General features: G+C 72.4%; 14 protein-coding genes. 8 read left to right on the top strand and 6 right to left on the bottom strand.

Going from position 1 to position 22,713, the window contains the following annotated elements:
- Nucleotides 1-80: 80 nt before the first annotated feature.
- The 3 genes from BR31_RS0114715 to BR31_RS32445 all read right to left on the bottom strand — a co-directional run bounded on the left by BR31_RS0114715 (nucleotide 81) and on the right by BR31_RS32445 (nucleotide 6,861).
- Nucleotides 81-1,553: a dynamin family protein gene (locus BR31_RS0114715; RefSeq protein WP_027501622.1), complete on the bottom strand. Its 1,473-nt coding sequence runs from the start codon at nucleotides 1,551-1,553 to the stop codon at nucleotides 81-83.
- On the bottom strand, nucleotides 1,550-3,403 hold the full coding sequence (locus tag BR31_RS0114710; protein WP_027501621.1) for a dynamin family protein: 1,854 nt from the start codon (nucleotides 3,401-3,403) through the stop codon (nucleotides 1,550-1,552). The genes BR31_RS0114715 and BR31_RS0114710 overlap by 4 nt, the downstream gene beginning before the upstream one ends.
- A 134-nt stretch (nucleotides 3,404-3,537) precedes the next feature.
- Nucleotides 3,538-6,861, bottom strand: a complete 3,324-nt coding sequence (locus tag BR31_RS32445; RefSeq protein WP_051637440.1) for an IniB N-terminal domain-containing protein — start codon at nucleotides 6,859-6,861, stop codon at nucleotides 3,538-3,540.
- 371 nt (nucleotides 6,862-7,232) lie between these two features.
- Here BR31_RS32445 and BR31_RS0114700 point away from each other — a divergent pair, with 371 nt between their 5' ends.
- The 4 genes from BR31_RS0114700 to BR31_RS0114685 all read left to right on the top strand — a co-directional run bounded on the left by BR31_RS0114700 (nucleotide 7,233) and on the right by BR31_RS0114685 (nucleotide 12,946).
- Nucleotides 7,233-9,086, top strand: a complete 1,854-nt coding sequence (locus tag BR31_RS0114700; protein ID WP_027501620.1) for an Hsp70 family protein — start codon at nucleotides 7,233-7,235, stop codon at nucleotides 9,084-9,086.
- Between the two features lie 59 nt (nucleotides 9,087-9,145).
- Nucleotides 9,146-11,599: a LuxR C-terminal-related transcriptional regulator gene (locus tag BR31_RS28775; protein WP_081830494.1), complete on the top strand. Its 2,454-nt coding sequence runs from the start codon at nucleotides 9,146-9,148 to the stop codon at nucleotides 11,597-11,599.
- A 106-nt stretch (nucleotides 11,600-11,705) separates the two neighbouring features.
- The gene (locus BR31_RS28770) at nucleotides 11,706-12,482 is read left to right on the top strand and encodes a hypothetical protein (RefSeq protein ID WP_197023620.1); all 777 of its coding nucleotides are present in this window, start codon (nucleotides 11,706-11,708) and stop codon (nucleotides 12,480-12,482) included.
- Nucleotides 12,483-12,490: 8 nt separating this feature from the next.
- Nucleotides 12,491-12,946: an RDD family protein gene (locus BR31_RS0114685; RefSeq protein WP_197023622.1), complete on the top strand. Its 456-nt coding sequence runs from the start codon at nucleotides 12,491-12,493 to the stop codon at nucleotides 12,944-12,946.
- A gap of 25 nt (nucleotides 12,947-12,971) precedes the next feature.
- Here the strand turns inward: BR31_RS0114685 and BR31_RS0114680 are convergent, their stop codons facing one another.
- The 3 genes from BR31_RS0114680 to BR31_RS0114670 are packed head-to-tail and all read right to left on the bottom strand — an operon-like array spanning nucleotide 12,972 to nucleotide 15,331.
- Nucleotides 12,972-13,487, bottom strand: coding sequence for a nitroreductase family deazaflavin-dependent oxidoreductase (locus tag BR31_RS0114680; protein ID WP_051637439.1), 516 nt, complete (start codon nucleotides 13,485-13,487; stop codon nucleotides 12,972-12,974).
- A 3-nt stretch (nucleotides 13,488-13,490) separates the two neighbouring features.
- The gene (locus BR31_RS0114675) at nucleotides 13,491-14,294 is read right to left on the bottom strand and encodes a family 1 encapsulin nanocompartment shell protein (RefSeq protein WP_027501616.1); all 804 of its coding nucleotides are present in this window, start codon (nucleotides 14,292-14,294) and stop codon (nucleotides 13,491-13,493) included.
- Complete coding sequence (locus BR31_RS0114670; protein WP_027501615.1) at nucleotides 14,291-15,331, bottom strand: Dyp-type peroxidase; 1,041 nt, start codon at nucleotides 15,329-15,331, stop codon at nucleotides 14,291-14,293. Before BR31_RS0114670 ends, BR31_RS0114675 begins: the two co-directional genes overlap by 4 nt.
- Before the next feature lie 169 nt (nucleotides 15,332-15,500).
- Here BR31_RS0114670 and BR31_RS30640 point away from each other — a divergent pair, with 169 nt between their 5' ends.
- The 4 genes from BR31_RS30640 (at nucleotide 15,501) to BR31_RS30635 (ending at nucleotide 22,352) form a co-directional block, all read left to right on the top strand.
- Entirely contained in the window at nucleotides 15,501-17,249 is a 1,749-nt protein-coding gene (locus tag BR31_RS30640) for an Hsp70 family protein (protein ID WP_051637438.1), read from the top strand.
- Nucleotides 17,250-17,369: 120 nt separating this feature from the next.
- On the top strand, nucleotides 17,370-18,719 hold the full coding sequence (locus tag BR31_RS0114660; protein ID WP_027501614.1) for a S1 family peptidase: 1,350 nt from the start codon (nucleotides 17,370-17,372) through the stop codon (nucleotides 18,717-18,719).
- 118 nt (nucleotides 18,720-18,837) lie between these two features.
- On the top strand, nucleotides 18,838-20,136 hold the full coding sequence (locus tag BR31_RS0114655) for a S1 family peptidase (RefSeq protein WP_027501613.1): 1,299 nt from the start codon (nucleotides 18,838-18,840) through the stop codon (nucleotides 20,134-20,136).
- A 233-nt stretch (nucleotides 20,137-20,369) separates the two neighbouring features.
- On the top strand, nucleotides 20,370-22,352 hold the full coding sequence (locus BR31_RS30635) for an Ig-like domain repeat protein (protein ID WP_081830490.1): 1,983 nt from the start codon (nucleotides 20,370-20,372) through the stop codon (nucleotides 22,350-22,352).
- Nucleotides 22,353-22,713 lie beyond the last annotated feature (361 nt).

The following is a 22,713-nucleotide window of genomic DNA, read 5'->3' as shown; positions in this document are numbered from 1 at the left end:
CGGGATCGCACAGCGCTTGAGCGCCCAAACCCGGTGTGATGACGTCACCAGGTGTGTGCGCACGACACCGGGGCGCGGCACTACCCGGCCAGCTCCGCGAGCACACCCTCGGCGCTGCGCGCGGCGATCCCGCAGGCGCGCGCGGTGAACTGGTCCAGCAGCGGATGCTCGGCCCACGTCCGCCACTTGCGCACCGCTGCGAGGGCCGTGGCCCGCTCCGCGGCGACTCCGTCATCGGGATGGAGCCCGAGCCGCTCGCTGCGCCCGATGCCGAACCCCCCGACCAGCCGCTGCAGCTGCGCGACGTCCTCGTCGGACAGGTTCGGCCGGGTCGAGCGCAACCGGCCGAGCAGCCGCAGCTCCTGGAAGCCGTGCACATCGGCGAGCAGACGCTGCGCCGCGGCGCGGATCGGCGCGGACTCGGCGCGGGGGTGGGCCGAGAGCACACGCGTGAGCGCGAGCAGGGCCGAGTGCGTCTTGAGCTGATCGGCCCGTTGACCGAACTGCACGTCGATCACCTGTCGCAGCTCGTGGAGGCCGCTGCGCTCGACGAGCTGCGTCGCGAGACTGGGCGAATCGGGCGTGCCGAGCTTGATCAGCGTGACCGCCAACCGGATTCCGAAGAGACCGAAACGGTGCGCCAACTGGGCGCGGGTGTGCGCGTCCACCGGCAGCGGGCTGTCCGGGCGGGCGAACCGGTCCGCGGACAGCATCGCCAGCTGCAGGTCCTCGGGCGGCACCTCGGCCAGCGCACGGAAGGCCTCGTACTCGCGCTGCCGTAGCGTCCGCGCGCCGAGGGCCAGCAGGCCGGCGACCGGGACCACCGCCTGACACAGCCCCGTCAGCTCCAACTCGGTGGCGAAGCGGGACGCGACCTCCTTGGCCGACATCATCGCGTCGAGGCGGCCCGCCCCCACCTCGTCCGCGCGCGAGACCACCCCGACCACCCCGAGGGGGCCGGACTCGCCGCCGACGTGCGAGCCGATCTGGCCGAGGAAGGCGACGTCGGTGGCGGCGAGGGTGCGCAGCAGGTACACAACGGCATCCGCGCCGGAGGCCGAGTCCTCCGGGGTGAGCATCTCCAGCGTGCGGGCCGAGACGTCGCGCGAGAGCGAGGACGTGCCCGGTGTGTCGATGATGGTGGTGTTGGTGAGCGCCCGCGCAGGCCACTCCACGTCCAGTCGGTCCACCTCCGCGGCCGTCATCGCGCCGAGGTCGAAGGTGAGGCTGCTGCCCTCGCGCCGCTGGACGGGCACGTTGAAGGACCGGTCGCCGTGGTACCACGCCGTGACCGTCGGCGTCGGGCCCTGCCGATACCAGGTGACGACGCGGGTGCACTCGGTGGCGTCGGTCGGCGCGATGTCCTGCCCCACAAGCGCATTGAGCAGCGTCGACTTACCCGCCTTCAGCGAGCCGGCGAGCGCGACCCGGAGCGGCTGATCGATGCGCTCGGCGCACTCGTCGAGCTGCCTGCGCACCGCGGGATCGCCCGCATAGGCCTCGCGTGCCGCACCGATCAGGGCCCGCGCCTGTGCCAGCGCGCCCCCGCTCACCGTTCGATCCCCACCGGGAGGATCGGTGCCGCAAGCTCCTTGAGCTCGTTGAGCGCGCGCATGTCCTGCTCGATCTGGGCGGTGCGCTGAGTCCGTTCGGTGGTGGCCAGGTTCGCGGCCTCCTGCGCGGCGCGCAGCGAGTCGTTGAGCGAGCGCAGGGTCTGCTCGGCAATGGCGGTGAAGTGGTCGCGCAACAGTCGCTGGATCAGCCGCAGCCGGTCCTTCGACTCCTTGTTCACCTGGAAGCTGACGTCGTCGACGAACCGCCGGATCGCGACCTTGGCCTCGCTGCGGCGCTTGAGGATCCGCTGTTCCCGGTCGTCCCGATATGCCTTGGTGCCCAGTACCAGCCCGGCCCCCACCGAGATCGGGTTCACCAGGGCCATCCCCATCAGTGTGGTGATCAGCCCGAACATCAGCACGCCGCCGTACGAGCCGCGCATGCCGACGAGCATCTTCTGGGTGATGCCGATGCTCCCGGACTCGAGGTCGGCGAGCGAGCTGACCGGCTCGAGTACCCCGCCCAGGTCCGCGACGTCGAGGTGCGGCAGGTCCACCGACCCGGACTCCGCGAAGTGCCCGGCCACCACCTCGGCCAGCCAGATCGCGCGGTCGTGCGCCCAGACGAAGTTGTCGCCGATCGAGGTCGCGACCTGCTGCTCGAGCCACTCGCCGAGCTCCGCCCAGTCCTTGCCCGGATCACCCTCGTCCACGGACTCCTCGGCCTGACGGGTGACGCGGCGCAGCCGGTCCCGCAGGTCGTGGTCGATGTCGGCGGCCAGGTCGGTGACGCCGTCGGAGAGCGTCTGCTGCCACAGCGAGGTGCGCTTGTGCAGTTCCTCGGCCGCGACCTTGGCCTTCTGCAGCTCCGCAACGGCCGCCGCACCCTTGGCCGGGTCGCGCAGCGCGGCGAGCTCGCTGCCGAGTGCGAGGGTCAGGTGCTCGGTGACCGAGTGCACGTCCAGCGCCACTGCCCGTCGGGTGGTGACGTCCCCCTTGGCCACCACCTGCTCGCGCAGGAACGCGTAGAGGTCGGCGAACCCCGACTCGACGTTCAGCTCCTCGTCCTGCAGCCGCACCGCGTGCGAGCGCAGCGCCGACGACACCGGGATCAACGGCACGCTGAGCCCGGCGCGGCCGAGGTGGCCGCGGTCCGCCTCGACGATCTCCCGCCAGTGCGGGTACAGGTCGGTCTTGCTGATCAGGCAGGCCACGGCCGGGCACAGGCCAAGCACCTGCCGAAGGAACGCGACCTCCGGCTCGGTGAACTCCTGACTGGCATCCGAGAGCACCAGGACCGCGTCGGCGGCGGGCAGGAGGCCGAGAGTGCTTGCCGCATGAGGGTTTCCGTGCCCACCGACGCCGGGGGTGTCCACCAGCACCAGGCCGTCGGCGAGGAGCGGGCTCGGCACGTTCACCTCGACCCGCAGCACCTCACGCCCGCCGGCCAGCGGGGTCGACGGCGTGACGGCGCTCAGTTCCTCCAATGGCAGCGCCACCCGGACGGCCTCGGCTCCCGGCTCGGCGAGCACCAACTCCGCGCTCGCGGTCTGCGCGTTCTGCACGACCGTCGGCACCGCGGTGGTCTCGTCGTCGCCGACCGTGCACACGGTCAGGCCGAGCAGCGAGTTCACCAACTGGCTCTTGCCCTGTTTGAGCGGGCCGACCACGACGATCCGCATCCGCGGGTCCAGCACCCGATTCTTGGCCAGCTCGAGGCGGTCCACCAGATCGGCTCGCCCGGCGGTCCTGGCGATGCCCTCGGTCCGCTCGAGCAGTGCCACCATGTCCGCGGCCGTCGCCTGTGCCGCGGCGGTGCGTTCGACTGCCGAAGCAGCTGCGTTGTCCATGAACCCGACCCACAATCCCCTTTGCGCCGCGGGCGCCCGGACGGACGCTCGCGGCGAGCGATTTTCACGGTATCCAGCACAGAGCCGGCCCCACACGCAATAACGCGTACGGGGCCGGCTCCGTTACAGGTCGATCAGGGCAGCAGCGGGTCCGCGTGGGTAGCCGCCTCGCCGCCGATCTCGGCGGCGCCGGTCGCGTCGGCGTCTCCGAAGAGGCCGCCGCCGATGCCGCCGAGCCCCTCGCCGAACAACCCGGCATCCGCCTCGTGGGTGGCGCTGACCTCGCTGCCGAAGGCGTTCGAGGCGTCCAGCGACGACCACGCGTTCCCGGTGGCCGCGGTGGCACCGCCGAGGTCGGAGCTGATCCCGCCGACCAGGTCGGAGGCGCCGCCGAGCTCGCCGCCCGCCGAGGCCGCGCCGCTCGCGCCGGCGCCGATGCCCGCATCGACCGCACCGCTGACCGCGCCGCCGAGCCCGGCGACGGCGTCGAGGCCGGTCGTCAGGTCCGTGGCCGCGTCCGCGGCACCCGAGAGGGCGCCGCCGAGCTCCGCACCGGCGTTCGCCACGCCCGACAGGGAGCCGCCCAGGTCCGCACCGGCGTTCGCCACACCCGACAGCGTGCCGCCCAGGTCCGCGCCCGCGTTGGCCGCGCCGTCCAGCGCCCCGGTCAGGCCGCCACCCAGCTCCGCACCCGCATTCGCCGCGCCGCCCAGCGCGCCGTCCAGCGCGCCGGTCAGGCCGCCGCCGAGCTCCGCACCCGCGTTGGCCGCGCCGTCCAGCGCACCGGTCAGGCCGCCGCCCAGCTCGGCACCCGCGTTCGCCACACCCGACAGCGCGCCACCCAGGTCCGCACCCGCGTTCGCGGCGCCACCCAGCGCACCGGTCAGGCCGCCGCCGAGGCCGGCGCCCGCATCGAACAGGCCACCGAGACCGCCGGCCAGGCCGCTGGTCAGGCCGCCACCGAGGCCCGCGACCGCGTCCAGGCCACCGCCGAGGCCCGCCGCCGCGTCGAGGCCTGCGTCGATATCCGCGTCGAGGCCAAGCCCGCCACCCGCTCCGAGGAGGCCGCCGAGCGTGCCGCCCAGGTCCAGCCCGCCGCCCGCGCCGAGCAGACCGTCGACCGCGCCGCCCAGGTCCAGGCCGCCGCCGAGGGCCCCGCCGAGGTCGAGGTCTCCGCCGAGCGCGCCGCCCGCGCCGAGCGCGCCCTCGAGGGCCGTGCCCAGCCCGCCCGCGAGGCCGCCGTCGAGATCGAGAGCGCTGCCGAGCACCGTGCCGAGTGCGCCGCCGAGGTCGATCTCGCCGGTGCCGCCCGCCGCGCCGCCCAGCGCCGCCTCCAGTTCCCCACCGAGGTCGCCGCCGGCACCGAGCGCCGCCCCGAGCACCCCTCCGAGCGAAGCCCCCAGATCCGTGCCGATCTCCCCGCCCGCGCCGAGCACGCCCTCGAGCGCGGTGCTCAGCGAACCGCCGAGACCACCCTCCGCACCCAGGTCGAGTCCGCCCGCGGCGCCGAGCGCCGCATCCAACGCCGCACCGAGCCCGGCCGTGAGGCCGCCGTCCACCCCGAGCGCACCGCCAAGCGCACCGGCCAGTGTGGCGCCGAGGTCACCACCGATCTCGCCGCCCGCGCCGAGCACACCGCCCAGATCCAGGCCCGCGCCCGCATCGACCAGGGCGCCGAGAGTGCCACCAAGCGCGCCACCGAGATCGGCGGCGACATCTCCACCCGCACCGAGCGCGCCGCCCAGTGCCGCGCTCAGCGTGGCGCCGAGGTCACCACCAAGGTCCAGTTCGCCGCCGAGGCCACCGCCCAGACCCAGCGCCGCATCCACCGCACCCGTCAGGCCGGAGGTCAGGCCGCCACCGAGGCCGAGCAGACCGTCCAGGTCCAAGCCACCGCCCGCACCGAGCGCCGCGTCGAGCGCACCGCCGAGAGTGCCGCCCAGGTCGCCGCCCAGACCGAGCGCGCCGCCGAGAGTGCCGCCAAGCGCGGTGCCGAGATCGAGGCCGCCCTCGAGTGCGGTGGACAACGCGCCACCGAGTCCGCCGCCGGCACCGAGCGCCGCCCCGAGCACCCCTCCGAGCGAAGCACCCAGATCCGTGCCGATCTCACCGCCCGCGCCGAGCACGCCCTCGAGCGCGGTGCTCAGTGATCCGCCGAGACCACCCTCCGCACCCAGGTCGAGTCCGCCCGCGGCACCAAGCGCCGCATCCAACGCCGCACCGAGCCCGGCCGTGAGGCCGCCGTCCACCCCGAGCGCACCGCCGAGCGCACCGGCCAGCGTGGCGCCGAGATCCCCGCCCAGATCCAGCCCCGCGCCCGCATCGACCAGGGCGCCGAGCGTGCCACCGAGCGCGCCACCGAGATCGGCGGCGACATCGCCACCCGCACCGAGCGCACCGCCCAGCGCAGCGCTCAGCGCCGCACCGAGGTCACCGCCCAGGTCCAGTCCGCCGCCGAGGCCACCGCCCAAGCCGAGCACCGCGTCGAGGGCACCCGTCAGGCCCGAGGTCAGGCCGCCGCCGAGGCCGAGCACGCCGTCGAGGTCGAGGCCACCACCCAGCCCCAGCGCCGCGTCGAGCGCACCGGTCAGACCCGAGGTCAGCTCGCCGCCGAGGCCGAGCGCGCCGCCGAGGGTGCCACCGAGCGCGGTGCCGAGATCGAGGCCACCCTCCAACGCGGCGGACAACGCGCCACCGAGGTCGCCGCCCGCACCGAACGCGGCGCCGAGCACCCCTCCGAGCGCGACACCCAGGTCGGCGCCGATGTCGCCGCCGACCTCGAGAGCACTGCCCAGCACCGCACCGAGGTCGAGCGCCCCGCCCAGGTCCAGGTCGGTCACCCCGCTCAGCGCAGCGTTCAGCGCGCCGCCGAGCTCGGCCACCAGGTCACCGCCGACTCCGAGCGCACCGCCGAGCGCGCCGCTGAGCGCGCCGCCCAGCCCGAGGGCGGCGTTCACGTCCACGACGCCACCCAGACCGAGCGAGGCCTCGAGGGCCGCGCCGATGGCCGCACCGAGATCGGCACCGATCTGACCACCGATCTGCAGTGCAGCCCCCAGCGCGGCGCTCAGGGCAGCGCTCAGATCCGCTCCCAGGTCGATGCCGCCACCGAGACCGAGGCCACCACCGAGCCCGAGGCCCGCGCCTGCGCCGAGACCGAGGCCGCCGCCCAGACCGAGGCCACCCCCCAGTCCGAGGCCGCCACCGAGACCGCCGCCCAGTGCGCCGCCGACGGCGGTGCCGAGCCCCGCGTTCACGATGCTCGTCAGCTCACCAGCGGCGCCCGCGAACAGACCCGACTCGGCGACCAGCGGAGCCACCGCGGAGATGTCCGCGGCGCACACACTGCCCAGCCCGGCGGCGGCCAACGCCGCATCCGGGTTCTGGCAGTACAGCGCCCTCGCCTCGTCATCACGCAGGAGGCTGAGGATGAAGTCGAGAAGAGCGTTGGTGGTCATGTCGATCTCCTGAGGTCTGGTCGAACGGATCGCGATAGACGACGCGAAACGATTGCCCTCAACGCTAGGTACGCGGACAGCCCGCCCCAACGGGGTGAACTCCCCTGCCTCGCAGGCCGCGTGGGGGGTGGGGCCGATAGGGGATCACCCCCCGTTAGGGGATACCTCCCCCATCTGCGCGTTTGTCGCCGAATCGGTAACGGAACACGCGCGTGACCCGACACAGTGGGCAACAGCGGGGGCCAGGTTCGGCCCCCACCCCCGGTCCAAGAACCCGGGAAATCGCCACCCGCCCCTGGCTCAGGCCACGGGGAGAATTGTCAGCCACCCCGGCGGCGGAAGCCCCGGGGCGAGCACGGGAGAACACTTCGATGACTGTTGGACTCGGACTCACCGTCGGCGCCGTGAACTCGGTGGCGGTCGCCGCCCTCGAGCACACCGCCGACGCTCAGGGACCGTCGATCACCGCGAGTTCGACCCTGGCGCTCGGCGGGGACACCCCCGCGGTTCTCGGCGTGCCCAACCGGTACGAGGGGGACGTTCCACGTGGAACCGTCATCTCCGGTTTCGCCACCCGCGTAGGCGATCCCGTCGCGCTCGTCGCGGACGACGGCTCGACCCACACCGGCGAGGACCTCGTCGTCACCGCGATGCAGTGCCTGATCGAGGCGTCCTCGGCCGGACTCGACGAGTCGCCTGCCGTTGCGGCGGCGTACCCGGCCGTCTGGCCGAGCCACACCGTCGACGCGCTGCGTTCCGCGCTCGACCGCGCCGGCCTCACCGGGGTCACGCTCGTCCCCGAGCCCGAGGCCGCGGTCGCATGGCTGCAGCGCGACGGGTCCCGCGACGGCGCAGGCGCCTCCGACGACCTGGTGCTCGTCTACGACCTGGGCGGCACCAGCCTCGACGTGACGCTGGTCAGCGCGGGCGAGACTCCCCGGATCATCGGGAAGCCGATGCGGTCCGAGGACTTCGGCGGATCCGAGTTCGATCACCTGACGCTGCGCTACGTGCTCGACGGCGTCGTCGGCGAGGCAGGCGCTCTCGACCCCTTCGACCCCGACACGATGAACGCACTCGCTCAGCTGCGGGCGCGCTGCGGCGCCGCCAAGGAGGCGCTGTCCTCGGACACCGAAACGGTGATCGGGATCGATCTGCCCGGCGTGCACAGCGACGTCCGGCTGGTACGAGCCGAGCTGGAGGACCTGATCCGGGAGCCGCTGGCCGACTCCCTCGAACTGGTCAGGGAGACGCTGCGCAACGCGGGCGTCGACCTGTCCGACGTCAGTCAGGTGCTGCTGATCGGCGGTAGCTCGGCGATGCCGCTGGTTGCCGAGCTGCTCTCCGCCGAGCTACGGCTGCCCGTCATCGCCGACGCCCATCCCGAGCGAACCGCCGCACATGGCGCCGCGATCATCGCCGCCGCGGAGGGGGCCAACACCGCGCCGCTTGCGGTCGTCCCTGCCGCCGTGGCCGCCGCCGCGACCACCGTCATGGAGGTCGCGCCGGTGCTGCCCGGGTCCACGGGTCCCCGTCCCGGCATCCGGCCCGCGTCCCGGGGCGCCTCGCTCTCGACCCCCAAGAAGGCCGCCATCGTCGCCGCCGCAGCCGCCGCGATCGCCCTGCTGGCCGCGGGCGGGCTCTCGCTCGGCACCGGCGCGCAGACTCCGTCCAACGCGGACACCAGCCGGGGTGCCACGACCAGCGGCCACAGCGTCACCACCACGGTCGCACCGGACGGGACCGTCCTTCCGGTCGTCGACGGCGTCGTGAGCCCGACGACCGGGGACTCCCCCGTCCGGCTGGACCCGACCGGCGCCCCGATCCGGTCCGACGCGGGCCCCGTCGCTCGACAGGCCTCCGCCAACTCGACCGGCGGCGCGGCCCCCGCCGCCGCACCCGGCTCCCCGGCAGCAGCCCCCGCCCCCGCCCCCGCACCGGCCCCGCCGGCGCCCGCACCGGGCGGCGGCTACACACCCCCGCCCGCACCCCCGGCGGGCGGCGGTTACACGCCCCCACCCGCGCCCCCGCAGGGTGACGGCGGCGGCCAGATCGCGAACGACTTCGTCGACGGCGTCGGCGGGGTTGCCACCGGTGTCGGCAACGGCGTCGGCGGCGTGGTGGAGGGTGTCGGCAACGGCGTCGGCGGCGTGCTCGGCGGCCTTGGCGGGGTGGTCGGCGGCGTCGGACAGGGCGTCGGCGGACTGCTCGGCGGCGGGCAGTAGGACCCGTCACCGTGCTGACCTCCGAACCCACCGTCATCCCGGCGACCACGCTCGCCGGGATGCCCGGCGCGCAGGCGTTCCTCGCCGCTGCGCGAACGGGCAACCCGCACATGCTGATCCGCGGCTCGGCCGGCAGCGGAAAATCGGCCCTGCTCGCCGCCATCCGAGAAGACCTGCGGGCCAACGGGACCACCGTCGCCACGACCGCGGGTGCGGACCTCGAACCCGGCGGAGCGCTGGTCGTCGACGACGCCCATCGGCTGCCCGACACCGCGGTCGACGCGCTGACGCTGGTCGCGCACCGCCAGGACATCACCGTGATCGTCGCGACCGAACCCAGGCCGCACAGCCGGGTCCTGCGCGCGCTCGGCGACGCGCTCGGCTCGCTGGTCCTCGACCCGATGTCCGCGCGGGACATCGTCGTTCGCGCGGAATCGACACTGGGCGTGCGCCTTCCGATCGGGCTGGCCGCCGCCATCCTGCGGATCACCGGGGGTGGCCTGCACACCGTCGACGCGGCGCTCGGCGCCCTGTCCCACCTCGACCCCGCCGAGCCCCGCACCCAGGCCGCGCTGGAACGGGTACTCGACGCCGCGACGGCCGCACACCTGCGCGCCCGGCTCGCCGAACTCGACGCGGACCTGTTGTGCACCCTGGCGATCGCGGCGATCGGCTCCGGTCCCGACCCCGTCGAACTCGTCCGGGTGTTGTCCGTCGACCCGGCCGCGGCGCAGGACCTGATCGACCGGGCCCGCGGCACCGGGCTTGTCTCGCACGCCCTCCTGCCTGTGGCCCGCGAACCGCTCGCCGCCGTCCTCGGAACGCAGCGGGTGGCCCGGCTGCACGCCGACTCGCTGCGCGCGAAGCTGGCGGACGGCACCCTCGACCTCCCCGCGGCCCGCGCCTACGGGGAGGCGGGCGTGACGGATCCGGATCTCGCCGAGTTCCTCTGTGGTGCCGCCGAAGACGCCGAACCATCGCTGGCCGCGAGCCTGTACGCCGAGGCCGTCCGCGCCGGCGCCGATCGGGCCGCCCTTGCCCTGCGCTGGTCGGAGGCGGCGGCGCTGTGCGCAGACTTCGACACCGCGGTAGCGCTCACCGACGGCCTGCTCGAACGGGCTGCGGACCTGACCGACACCGAACTCGCCGCGGCCGTGCGGATCGCGGCGAGCGTCGCGGCGCAGCAGGGCATGCTCGGCCGCAGCGCCGATCTCTACGAATGGCTCGGCCCGGCCCGCGTCGGCCCCGACGCACCCGTCGCGGCCACCGTGCTGCTGGCGGCGGGGCGGCCGGCACAGGCCGAGGCCATGACGGACCGCCAGGCCGGCGCGCCCCCGACGTCGACGTCCGCGGGTGCCGCGCTGCTCGCGCAGGGCCTGCGGCAGTCGATCGACGGCCAGGTCGCGATCGCGGTCAACTCGCTGACCCGTGGACTGTCCCTGTCCGTCAACGGTTCCCGCCCCCGAATGCTCCCCGACAGCGGGGCCGCCATCACCGCGCTGGCAGGCATCGCCTGCGGCGAACTCGCGGGCGCCCAGGCCGTGCTGCAGCGGGCCCTGGACACGGAGCCACGCGAGAGCACCACCCGTCAGCGGCACGAGTTGCTCCTCACCTGGATCGCCATGATCCGCGGCGACCTGGACGCCGCGACGGCCCGGCTCGACGGGATGCCGACGGACACCGAACCCGCGCCGCGCGACGCGCTGTTCGTCGCGGCGCTGCGGGTCGGACTGGCCCGCCGTGTCGGGGACATCGGCGCCCTCACCAACTCCTGGGAGCGGGCACACGGTGTCATCGCGGAGCACTCGGCCGATCTCTTCAGCCTGCTGCCGCTCGGCGAACTGTGGCTTGGCGCGGCCCGACTGCGGGACACCGACCGGCTGGCGCATCTCATCGAACAGGCCAGGGAGCTACTCACCCGGCTCGGCGAACCGACGCTGTGGGGCTCGCCGCTGCACTGGTACGGCGTGCAGGCCGCGATCCTGGCCGAGAGCCCGGCGGAACTGCTGCCGCACGCCAACGCCCTCGGTGTCGCGGCCGAGACCAGCCCGTACGCGGCAGGCCTCGCGGCCGCGGGCCGCGCCTGGCTTCGGGTGCTGCAGGGCGAGATCGACGCGACCGTGGTGGAACAGTCCGCCCGCACCCTGGACCGCATCGGGTTGCCATGGGACGGTGCCCGTCTCGCCAGCGAGGCCGCGCTCCGCGCCTCGGACACCAGGACCGCCACCACGCTGCTGCAGGTCGCGCGCTCCCTGCGTCCGGCCGCGTCGTCGGCACCCGGCACCGTCGCGGGAACCGAACGCGAGCTCAGCGCGGGCCTGACCGACCGCGAGGCCGAGGTGGCAAACCTGTTGGTGATGGGTCTGACCTACCGGGACATCGGCGCCCGGCTGTTCATCTCGGCGAAGACCGTCGAGCACCACGTCGCCCGGATCCGCCGCCGCCTCGACGCCACCTCTCGCGCGGACATGCTCTCGATGCTGCGCGCGATGGGCCACGGCGCGGAGAACTGACCGCCGGCCCGGGTCACGACCCCGACACATCCGGCCTCGTACCCATCTGTGACACCTATGATCACGACCTGACCTCTTCGCGTCAGACCCCGAGCAGGGAGGGATCATGTCACCGGACGAGCGAGTCACGCCCGCGTCGAACCGGCCGTTGACGAGCCTTCCCGGCGCCGACGCGGTGTTCCTGACGATCGGTGCCGCGGTCACGGCGGCCGAGGCGGTGGGCGCGACGGCCCGCTTCGCCCTCGACACGCTGCGCCGGGTGCCCGGGTTGGCCCGGCGCCTCGACGCCACGGCGGACGCGTTGCGGGCGCGCGGCGAGGACGTGGTGCGGACGGCCGCCCCGACCGTCCAGGACCTGCTGCGGCTCGTGATCCGGGAGGTGGTCGCGGCGGCCCTGCTCGAGGTCGATCTCACCCGCCTCGTGCGCGAGAACGTCGACCTGAACCTGATCGCCGAGTCGCTGGATCTGGACCGGATCGCCGCCACCATCGACATCGACGCGATCGCGGCCCGGCTCGACGTGGACGCCGTGATCGGCAGGCTCGACCTGGACGGCATCGTCGACTCCGTCGACCTCGGCAGGCAGATCGAGCGGGTCGACCTCGACGAGGTGGCGCGGCGAATCGACATCGACGCGATCATCGCGCGCGTGGACCTCGTCGGCCTCGCCGACGAGATCATCGAGGGCGTCGACCTGCCGGACATCATCCGGGAGTCGACGGGTTCGCTGTCGTCAGAGGCGGTTCGCGGGGTCAGGAGCCAGAGCATGCAGGCCGACGACGCCGTCGCGGGCTTCGTCGGCAGGCTGTTCGGCCGCGGCCCCGGCCAGGACGACGAGCTGCCGATGGGCGGCGACGATCGCCCCGGGAACCCGGCGCCGTGACCGACCGGATCGAGCAGCCTCCGCACCGGCCTGCCGGGATCGTCACCCGCGCGACGGCCGCCGTGATCGACCTCGGGGTGGTGCTCGCGATCATGGGCGTGACCTACCTGGGCCTGGCCCTGGTGCGATTGCTGTACTCCCCGCAGAACTTCCGGTTCCCCGAACCGGCCGCGCTGGCCTCCGCGACCGTCACCCTCACCGTGTCGATCGTGTACCTGACCGGCTGCTGGGCGACGACGGGGCGCACGGTCGGCGCGCTGGCGATGGGGCTGCGGGTCGTCACCGTGAAGGGCAGGCTGCTCCGGCTGCCCCGCGCCGCCCTACGGGCCGTGCTCTGCGTCCTGTTCGCCTTCGGCCTGATGTGGGCCGCGGTCGACCCCCACCGCCGGTCGCTGCAGGACATCGTCCTGCGGACCCGGGTCGTCTACGACTGGCGGAAGGAATCGAGCGAGCTGGTCGGCTGAGCGTGCGACCTGTCCGTCGTCGGTCTCAGCCACCTGCCCTTGGTTCGAGCACCATCACCGGGATCCGCCGCTCGGGCGCGCGTTTCTCGTAGGCGGCTCGGCTGGGGTAGACCTCCAGGTCCATGCGCCACAGTCGCTCCCGCTCCTCCCCCTCGGCCTCGTAGGCGAGCACCCGCAGGGGCTCACCGCCGGCAACGGTGACCGTGGCCTCGGGGTGCTTGCGCAGATTGAAGTACCACGCCGGGTTCGAATGCTGTCCGTAGTTCGAGGCGATCACCACGATCCGGTCCCCGTCCGGCATCCCGACGAGGGGGACGGTGCGGCTCGCCCCGCTCTTCGCCCCCGTGGTGGTGAGCATGACCAGCGGCAGACCCGTGACGAGGGTCGTGAACGTGTTGCGCCCCTTGGTGAGCCGGTAGACCGGACCATCGATGTGATGGAGCGTTCGGGCGAAGAACCACGCCATCGGCTTGGTCCCGGCGAGATCGCGCATCGCCCGGTACAGCGGGTTGACGTCGCGGTAGCTCGACGACCTCGACATCGGTCAGCGTCCCAGGACGACGGCGGCCTCCGCCGTCAACGACGAGAAGGTCAGCGTCTCCTCGAGATACAGCGTCACCGACTCCGCGGTGTGGCTGTCGTACCCGATCGACAGGTCCGAACCCAGCGTGAGCTGGTTGTCGCCGCCTCTGGTGGACAGCACGTAGCCGCCCGTCACCGCGGGGGCCCAGACGATGTCGCCGACGAGATCCTTGAGGTGGTGGAACACCGGGTGTCCCTTGTCCCTGGTCTCACTCACCGCTGTGTAGGTATCCGCGTCGAGGACCAGCGAATACGGCCCCTCCACGCCGGCCAGTCGCAGCGCCGACAGCGCGGAGGCGACGGCGTCGGGGACCAGCAGCGGGTCCTCGGGCAGCGACAGCGGCGGGTTGCTGCTCGACGGCCCCAGCCCGGCGATGCCGGCCTCCTCGAAGCCGGCGAACACGGTGCGGTCCTCGGCGAACGCGATCGCCTTGGCCGCGTCCTTGACCGGCTGCCAGTCGGAATCCAGCGACCCGCGGGCCACGTCGTCGATCTCCGCACGACTGAGCGTGAACGGGAAGCGCAGCTCGACCAGCGGGTGGACCTCGCGGAGCTGCGCCCGAATCCTGCTGTCCGATGCGGTGATCGAGCGCACGCGGCCGAGGTTGTGTGCGGAATAGGAGTAGCCGAACGGACCGGCGACGTCGACCACCCGACGCCCGGCGACGTGACGCTTGAAGGTGCGCGCGGCCTCTTCGCCGATCTGCTCCCAGGCGGCCTCGGTCACCGGAGCCAGGTTCCGGTGCAGATTGCTCGAATCAGTCATTGCGACACTCCTTTGAGATCACCGATTTTCAGGGACAGGTCGCGCGGCGCGACCTCCTCCGGCTCCGCTTCCGCTTCCCCGGGCACGGGGACGTCGGCGAGCGCCTCCAGCAGGTCCTGGCTCGGCACGAAGAACAGTGTGCCCGTCGCCGCCCGGGAGAAGTCCAGGATCCGGTCGTGGTTGCCGGGGGGATCGCCGAGGAACATGTGCTGCAACATCAGCTCCGTGACGGCAGGGTCCTTCGCGTATCCGATGAAGTAGGTACCGAACTCGCCTGCGGAGAGGGACCCGAACGGCATGTTGTCGCGCAGGATCTCGCGCTCGGTCCCGTCGTCGTCGACGATGGTGTTGAGCGCGACGTGCGAGTTGTTCGGCAGGTCCGCGTCGTCGAGTTCGACGTTCTCGAGCTTCGTCCGTCCGATCACCCGCTCCTGCTCCTCGGTGCTCAGCTCGGCCCATGCGGCCATGTCGTGCAGGTACTTCTGGACGATCACGTAGCTGCCACCCGCGAACGCGGGGTCCTCCGCCCCGATCAGGGCGGCCGCGCCGGCACCTGCCCCGGTCGGGTTCTCGGTCCCGTCGACGAAGCCGAGCAGGTCGCGGGCGTCGAAGTAGCGGAATCCGTGCACCTCGTCCTCGACGGTCGCCGCATCGCCGAGCGCCGCGAGGATCAGACGCCCCAGCTCGAAGCACAGGTCTGCACGCGAGGCCTTGATGTGGAACAGCACGTCCCCCGGTGTGGCCGGCGCGCTGTGCACCTCGCCGTGCAGCGGGATGAAGGGATGCAGCCCGGACGGTGTGTCGCTCGGCCCCACCCGATCCCAGAACTCCGAACCGAAACCCACCACGCAGGACAGTGACCCGGCGAGTTCGCGGAAGCCCACCGCCCGGACCAGCGACCCGACGTCCGAGGCGACATCGCGGAGCCGGGTCGCATCCTCGGTGGCGGGTCCTGCCGTCATCACCAGAAAGAGGGCCGCCGCACTGAGCGGCTCGAGGACCGGCTGTGGCACCGGTGGCGATGCGGGATCGGTCATGTTTCTCCCAGTACCTCGCGTGGGGCCACGGGTCACCGCCCCACTTGCGTCGATGCTCTCGGACCGAGAGTAGGCGAATGGATAGGCTATCGCCCGAGATCGCGCATCGGTCCGGCAGCGCGACGCGCGAAACCCCGGCGAGCGCGGCAGCTATCGGATGGGGGAAGACATGGCCGCGGGGCTTGGGCTGGGGGTCGGCGGCACCAACGCCGTTGCAGTCCTCCACACCACCGGTGATCCTGGTGCCGACGCCGAGCCGGCCATCATCGCTCGCCGCGCCACCCTGCAGTTGACGGCGGCGGGCGAGGCGGTGCTCGGCTCTCCGCTCGATGCACCCGACGTCATCTCCGGGTTCGCCGCGCACGCAGGCGATCCGGCCGGGCTCGTGATCGGCGACGGCTCCGCCTACCTGGCCGAGGACCTGGTCGCCACCGCGATGCACAGCCTCGTGCACGAGGCCGCCGACGCCTTCCCCGGATTGTCCGAGCAGCCCGAGATCGTCGCCACCCACCCCGCGCGCTGGTCCGAGGCGACCGCGCAGTCGATGCGGGACGCCCTCGCACACGTCGGGCTGGCCGGGGTGACGCTGACCCCGGAGCCGGTGGCCGCGGTGGCCTGGCTGGAGGCGGCCCACGGCAGGCTGGGCGACGCGATCGTCGCGGTCTACGACCTCGGTGGCAGCGGGCTCGACATCTCCCTGGTTCGCACGGGGACGGAGGCCGGGCTGCTCCGGCCGTCGACCTTCACCACCCGATTCGGTGGCGACACCTTCGACCAAGCGATCCTCGAGCACGTCCTCGGCGCGGCCGCGGGCGACCTCGGGCCGGTGGACCTGAGCGATCCGGCCACCAGGGCCGAGCTGTCGGCGTTGCGGCGCCGGTGCGCCGACGCCAAGGAAGCACTGTCCACGGCGACCGAGACGTCGATCGCGGTGGAGATCGCGGGCGCGACCGCCACCGTCACCCTGCTGCGGAGCGAGCTCGAGGAGCTGCTGGAGTCGTCGATCACCGGATCGCTCGACCTCGTGGAGCAGACCATCGGCGCCCATGATCTGGCGGCGTCCGACGTCTGCGCTCTGTTGCTGACCGGCGGAGGCTCGACCATGCCGCTGGTGTCGCGACTGGCCGAGGCGACCATCGGCCTTCCGGCGGTGCTCGCGCCCCGACCCGGATGCACGGGAGCACACGGCGCCGCGATCATCGCGGCGGGCGGCGCCTCGGCCGCCGCAGACGACGGCATCGCCACGGCGGTCGTCGCACCGGTGCGCACCGACATCGATGGCGACGCCGACACCGTGACCATGCCCGCGGTGCCGGTCGCCGGCCCGCCGACCGCGTTCACCGAGGCCGGGCCGGGTCGTCCGGTGCTGCCCGTCCTGCTGGACCCGGACCCGGTGCCACCGTCCACCGCTGCCGCGGCGACGCCGGTCGCCGCGGCGCCCCGCTCCCGGTTCGAACGGACCACGGTGATCACGGCGGCGGCCGCCGTCATCCTGACCGTCGCGCTGGTCGGTCTGGTTGTGAGCCTGCGTTCCTCCGACGCCCCCGCGACCGCGGTTCCCGTCATCGACCAGTCCACCACGCCCAAGGTCACCGTCTCGCTGCGCCCGACGACCACGACGACGACCAAGGCGCCCCCGTCCACGACCGCAAGGAGCAGCAAGACGTCGAGCGCCACCTCGACCGCGCCCACCACCACGGTCGCCCCGACGACCCAGGCGCCGCCGCCCGTCACCACGACGCCGCCCGCCCAACCGAGCCCGTCCCACCGGCCGACCACGACCACCAGGACCAAGACCACGACGACGACGGCCGAGCCCACGACGACGACCGAGACGACCACCACCACCACGACGACGACGACGACGACGACAACCACCACCACGACAACCACGACCACCCCCGCGGACGTCGCCTGACGCACCCCGTGTCCGAGTTGCCCGAGTTGCCCGACCGGTGTACCAGGGACACGGGCGGCGGGGCCGCACTTGCCCTAAGGTGGAGCGCTGATACATCCGCGCTCTCGACGAAGGGTCTTCATGCGTCTCCGGCTGGCGTTCCGCGCCGCAATCCTCGCCTCGGCCACCCTGCTCCCCCTCTCCGCCATCGCTCAGGCCGAACCGCATGAACCCCAGTCGAATTCGCCCGCCGAGGTCGCGCAGCAACTGCCCGCCGAACTCGTCGACGCGATCGCCCGCGACCTGAAGCTGAGCCCGCAGCAGTACATCGAGCGCGCCGAGGCCGCCCAGCGGCTGGCCGGCTACGCGCAGACCCTGCGCGAGGGCCGCCCCGCCACCTACGCCGGTTCCTGGATGGGCGTCGACGGTGTCCCCGTCGTCGCGGTCACCACCACCGCCGAGGCGCAGCGGGTGGCCGGCGACGGCTACGCCACCCACCTCGCCGCGGTGTCCGCGAAGGATCTCGAGGGTTCGCTGGCACAGCTCAACCAGTGGATCCTCGGGCTGCCGAAGGACGTCTCCTCACAGATCAACTCCACCTCCATCGACGTGCTGGAGAACCGGGTCGTCATCGACGTGGTGAACAGCCCGATCGGCCGGGCCCTGAACCTGCCGACGCTGCTGGCCGGACTGAAGGTCGTGCTGACCCCCGGCGGCCAGCCGCCCGTCGACCATCACGCGCAGGGCGGCGACACCTACATCACCACGCCGCGACCGATCACCCGCGACGTCGACCCGGGTGAGATCGGGGTCTGCTCGTTCGGCTTCAACGCCGTCGACGCCGCCGGCGCCCCCTACAACCTCAGCGCGGGCCACTGCGATCCCTCGCAGGAGAACTCGAAGGTGCCCGCGGGCGCCCCGGTCTACCTGCCCGACTTCGCCGACGTCACCCGCAGCACGCAGATCGGCACCTTCCGGCACTCCGCGATGGGTGAGGCCGCCGGCGGCCTTGACTACTCGGTGATCAAGCTCAACGACGCGGGCACCGCCGCCGGGCTCGACAAGCCCACCGTCCGCGGGGCCAACGGCACCACCGTCACCGTGACCGGCACCGCGCGTCCGGTCATCGGCGCGCCGATCTGCAAGTCCGGCCAGACCTCCACCTTCACCTGCGGCCTTGTCCTCGCCGACAGCGTCGACGCCCCGCTGCACATGGCGGACGGCAGCACCCGCCTGGTCCGCGGGTTCGCGGGCTCCACCTGCACCCTCGGCGGCGACAGCGGCGGCGCGATCCTGACCGGGACCAGGGCCCTCGGCATCACCAGTGGCTCCAACTCCGGCGGCGCCCCGAACTGCACGGAGGCCAACCTCGTGCTGGCGCCGGAGGGCGGCACCGCGAGCATCGGCATCCCGATCGAGAAGATCGTCGACCACGCGAACGCGGCTCTCGGCCTCGACCTGCAGGTCCGGGCCGCCGACGCGCGCCGCTGAGCCCAATCATCCGACAGTTTCCGGTAGGCAACGGCGGGCGTAACCCATATAGTCGCTACAACTGACCCGGCCCCTTCGGCTTGGTCATGCCCGCATGCCCTCAATCCGAAAGGTCCCCATGCGTAGCGTTCGCGCCCGCCGTGCCGCGATGATCGGCTCTGCGGCCCTCCTCCTGATCGCGCCCGGCGCGGCCCTCGCACACGCGGAGCCTGCCGCACCGGCGCCCGCGACCGCGCTGCCCGCCGACCTGGTGGCCGCGATCCAGCGCGATCTCGGAATCAGCCCGGAGCAGTACCTCGACAAGGCCGAGGCCGGTCAGAAGCTGGTGGCGTTCGCCAACACGCTGCGCGGCAAGTTCCCCGAGTCCTTCGCGGGTGCCTGGCTCGATCCGGCCGGCTCGCCGCTGATCGGTCTGGCGGACGGACCGGACAAGGCCGCCGCCCGCGCCGCCGTCGAGGCCGCCGGCTACAAGGTGAAGGACCTGCCGCGCAGCGAGCGCGCGCTGCGCGACCAGCTCGGCCACATGAACAGCTGGATCGAGAAGCTCCCCGCACCGCTGTCCGGTCTCATCAGCGGCGCCGCGATCGACACGGTGAACAACGATGTCGTGCTGCGCGTCCAGAACACCGCCGAGGGCCAGGGTCTGCAGCTGCCCGACTTCCTCGAGTCCGCGCGCGTGGTGCTGGCACCGGCCCTCGGCTCGTCCGCGCCGCCGGCCGCCGAGAGCCCCGTGGCCGCCGACGCCCGCCTCGGTGGCGACGCCTACGCCGCCGAGAACGCGGACGGCGCGTTCCGCTGCTCGCTCGGTTTCAACGGCACCGACGGCTCCGGCCGCACGGTGAACATCTCTGCGGGACACTGCGACCCGAACCGCGACGCCGCGGGCACCGGCGCCGCCTCGATCGCATTCGAGACGCACGGCGCCAAGTTCGGCGATCGCTTCGGCACCTTCGCGAAGTCGACCGTCGAGGGCCTCGACTACTCGGTGATCAAGATCGACGACGCAGCCGCCAAGCGCTTCGAGAACAACTTCGTCCGCGCCCCCGGCGCGAAGCCGGTGCCGATCACCGGCACCGCCGATCCCGTTGTCGGGGCGCCGGTCTGCAAGTCCGGCCTCACCACCGGCTTCAGCTGCGGCACCATCAACTCCGTCAACCAGATCGTGGACGTCGGAACCCGCACCCTGAAGAACGGCTTCACCGCGAACATCTGTGCGCTGCAGGGCGACAGCGGCGGCGCCGTCGTGACCGGCACCAGGGCACTGGGCATCTCGAGTGCCTCCAACGTCGGCGACATGGGTTACTGCGAGCTGGCCTCCGTGGTCACCACGCTGGTCGGTGACAGCCCCCAGCTGTACGCGACGCCGATCAACGCGATCCTCGCGGCCAACCCGGGCCTGAAGGTCCGCACCAACTAGACACACAGAACTGCCCGAAAAGGGGCCTCGGACGCGAACTTTCGCGCCCGAGGCCCCTTTCCCGTTTCCGGGTCGCCCCGACCCGCAGGCCCCGGGCCGCCACGCACCCGCGAGCCCACATTCATCCCACCAATTTTCGGTAGCCGACGGCGGACATCACCCATACAGTCCTGCAACCGGCCCGGCCCCAATGCCGTGGTCATGCCCGCACACGCTCATACCGAAAGGTCCCCATGCGTAGTACCCGCGCCCGCCGTGCCGCAATGATCGGCACCGCGGCACTCCTGTTGGCCGCGCCCTGCGTGGCCCTCGCCCAGGCCGAACCCACCGCCCCGACATCCGCACTGCCCGAGGACCTGGTCGCCGCGATCCAGCGCGACCTCGGACTGGGCCCCGACCAGTACCTCGACAGGGCGAAAACCGGGCAGGAACTGGCGAAGTTCGCCGACACGATCCGCGGCAAGTTCCCCACCGCCTACGCGGGCGCCTGGCTCGACAAAGCCGGCACACCGATGGTCGGCCTGGCCGACGGACCCGACAAGGCCGCAGCCCGCACCGCCGTCGAGGCCGCCGGCTATCAGATCAAGGACCAGCCGCGCAGCGAAAACACCCTGCACGACCTGCTCGGCCAGCTCAACACCTGGATCCAGCAGCTCCCCGCACCGCTGTCCGGCCTCGTCACCGGCACCAAGATCAACACGGTCAACAACGACATCATGCTGGGCGTCCACGACATCGCCGCGGGCCAGGGCCTGCAACTGCCCGACTTCCTCAAGTTCGTGCGCGTGGTACAGGGGCCGGCACCCAGCTCGCCCGAGCTGCCGGGGTTCGGCTCGCTCGGCTCGTCCGACCCGAAACCCACCACCGAACCGACCAAGCCGACCGAACCGACCACGACCACCACCAAGCCCACCGATCCGACGACCAGCACCATCTCCCTCAGCCCGGTCACCGGCGCCACCGTCGGCAAGGTCACCACCCTCACGGTGAAGGTGAGCCCCGCATCAGAGGGCGGCGACCTCGCCTTCGAGGAGTCCGTCAACGGCGGCAAGTTCGAAGGGTTCGCCTCCGCCGTGTCGGTCGGTGCCGACGGCACCGCCACCGCGGAGTGGATCCCCACCACCGCAGGCAAGGTGACCATCAAGGCCATCTTCTCCGGCCGCGACGGCGTCAAGGGTTCCACCACCACCCAGGAGGTCAGCGTCGCCAAGGCCGACGGCGGCACCGTCGCCTCCACGATCGCCCTCGATCCCATCAAGGGAGCCACCGTCGACAAGGAGATCACGGTGAAAGCGAAGGTCAACCCCGCAGCAGCAGGCGGCACCGTGGTGTTCGCGACCAACTCAGGCCCCTGGGACCCCGTACCGGTCGGCGCCGACGGCACCGCCACCGTGAAGTGGACCCCCGAAACCGACGGCAAGACAACCGTCACCGCCACCTTCTCCGGCCGCGACGGCGTCACCGGATCCACCACCACCCAACAGGTCACCGTCGCAGGGGCCCCCACGCCCACCACCACCACCAAGCCCAACCCGCCGGCCCGCGACGCCATCATGGGCGGCGACCCCTACTACGCCACGGACGTCTGGGGCGAATCCCGCAACTGCTCGTTCGGTTTCAACGGCACCGACGGAGCCGGCCGCACGGTGGTCATCACCGCCGGACACTGCGACGCGACCCCAGAAGGCGCAGGCGGACAGGACGCCTCAACCGCATACATGACAGCCGATAACAGTCGCGTCGGCACCTTCGCCAAGACGGTAATCGGACCACTCGACCACGCGCTGATCAAGATCGACGACAACATGGCAAAGCGTTTCCAGAACAACTACGTTCGCGCCGGCGGCAAGGCCCCGGTCGCGATCACCCGCGTCGCCACCCCCATGTGGGGGATCCCGGTGTGCATTTCCGGCCGAACCACCGGCTACCACTGCGGCACCGTCTCAGATAGCGGCACCGCGCATGGACCCGGCAACCGCTTCTATGGCAAGTTCACCGCGCGCTTCTGCGGGCTGGGCGGCGACAGCGGCGGCGCCATGATCACCGGCACCGAAGCACTGGGCATCGCGACCCAATCCAACATGCTGAACCAGGGAATGTGCGATTCCATGGAAGTAGAAGAGGACCTCAACATCATCGACCGACCCTCCGTGTACGCGGTACCAGTCCTGGACATCCTCACCGACAACCCCGGCCTGAAGATCCGCACCAACTAGACACACAGCATCTCCCGAAAAGGGGCCTCGGACGCGATCTTTCGCATCCGAGGCCCCTTTTCGCATTCCGGGGTAACGCACCACTTAACCGATGGTTAACGGTAGAATCCCGTTGTTCCTGGGGCGGGAGGACCGTGTGCCAGCAACAGCCGGCTGGAGGGCAGTCGGCTACCGATGCCGGGCGCAGACCGCCTGGTGGAGCAGAAGGAAGTTTCATGGAAGGCAGTTCGCAGGGGGATTTCCTCAGCATCGTGTTCACGTCGTTCGGCTACATCGTGAAAATCGCCACCAACGCGGGCGGCGCGTCCTAGACCGACCTGATCGCAGCCCGAGGCCGGGTGGAGGCATCACGCCACCACCC

It is taken from the genome of Rhodococcus sp. UNC363MFTsu5.1 (genome assembly GCF_000686785.1).
Lineage (GTDB): Bacteria > Actinomycetota > Actinomycetes > Mycobacteriales > Mycobacteriaceae > Rhodococcus_G > Rhodococcus_G maanshanensis.
Note: the sequence above shows the minus strand (reverse complement) of the source record. Positions and strands in the feature narration are given on the sequence as shown.

What these genes read in the sequence shown, in the direction of transcription:
- BR31_RS0114710 (WP_027501621.1), bottom strand. Translation starts at nt 3,403, where the DNA reads ATGGACAACGCAGCTGCTTCGGCAGTCGAACGCACCGCCGCGGCACAG.
- BR31_RS32445 (WP_051637440.1), bottom strand. Translation starts at nt 6,861, where the DNA reads ATGACCACCAACGCTCTTCTCGACTTCATCCTCAGCCTCCTGCGTGAT.
- BR31_RS0114700 (WP_027501620.1), top strand. Translation starts at nt 7,233, where the DNA reads ATGACTGTTGGACTCGGACTCACCGTCGGCGCCGTGAACTCGGTGGCG.
- BR31_RS28775 (WP_081830494.1), top strand. Translation starts at nt 9,146, where the DNA reads ATGCCCGGCGCGCAGGCGTTCCTCGCCGCTGCGCGAACGGGCAACCCG.
- BR31_RS28770 (WP_197023620.1), top strand. Translation starts at nt 11,706, where the DNA reads ATGTCACCGGACGAGCGAGTCACGCCCGCGTCGAACCGGCCGTTGACG.
- BR31_RS0114680 (WP_051637439.1), bottom strand. Translation starts at nt 13,487, where the DNA reads ATGTCGAGGTCGTCGAGCTACCGCGACGTCAACCCGCTGTACCGGGCG.
- BR31_RS0114675 (WP_027501616.1), bottom strand. Translation starts at nt 14,294, where the DNA reads ATGACTGATTCGAGCAATCTGCACCGGAACCTGGCTCCGGTGACCGAG.
- BR31_RS0114670 (WP_027501615.1), bottom strand. Translation starts at nt 15,331, where the DNA reads ATGACCGATCCCGCATCGCCACCGGTGCCACAGCCGGTCCTCGAGCCG.
- BR31_RS30640 (WP_051637438.1), top strand. Translation starts at nt 15,501, where the DNA reads ATGGCCGCGGGGCTTGGGCTGGGGGTCGGCGGCACCAACGCCGTTGCA.
- BR31_RS0114660 (WP_027501614.1), top strand. Translation starts at nt 17,370, where the DNA reads ATGCGTCTCCGGCTGGCGTTCCGCGCCGCAATCCTCGCCTCGGCCACC.
- BR31_RS0114655 (WP_027501613.1), top strand. Translation starts at nt 18,838, where the DNA reads ATGCGTAGCGTTCGCGCCCGCCGTGCCGCGATGATCGGCTCTGCGGCC.
- BR31_RS30635 (WP_081830490.1), top strand. Translation starts at nt 20,370, where the DNA reads ATGCGTAGTACCCGCGCCCGCCGTGCCGCAATGATCGGCACCGCGGCA.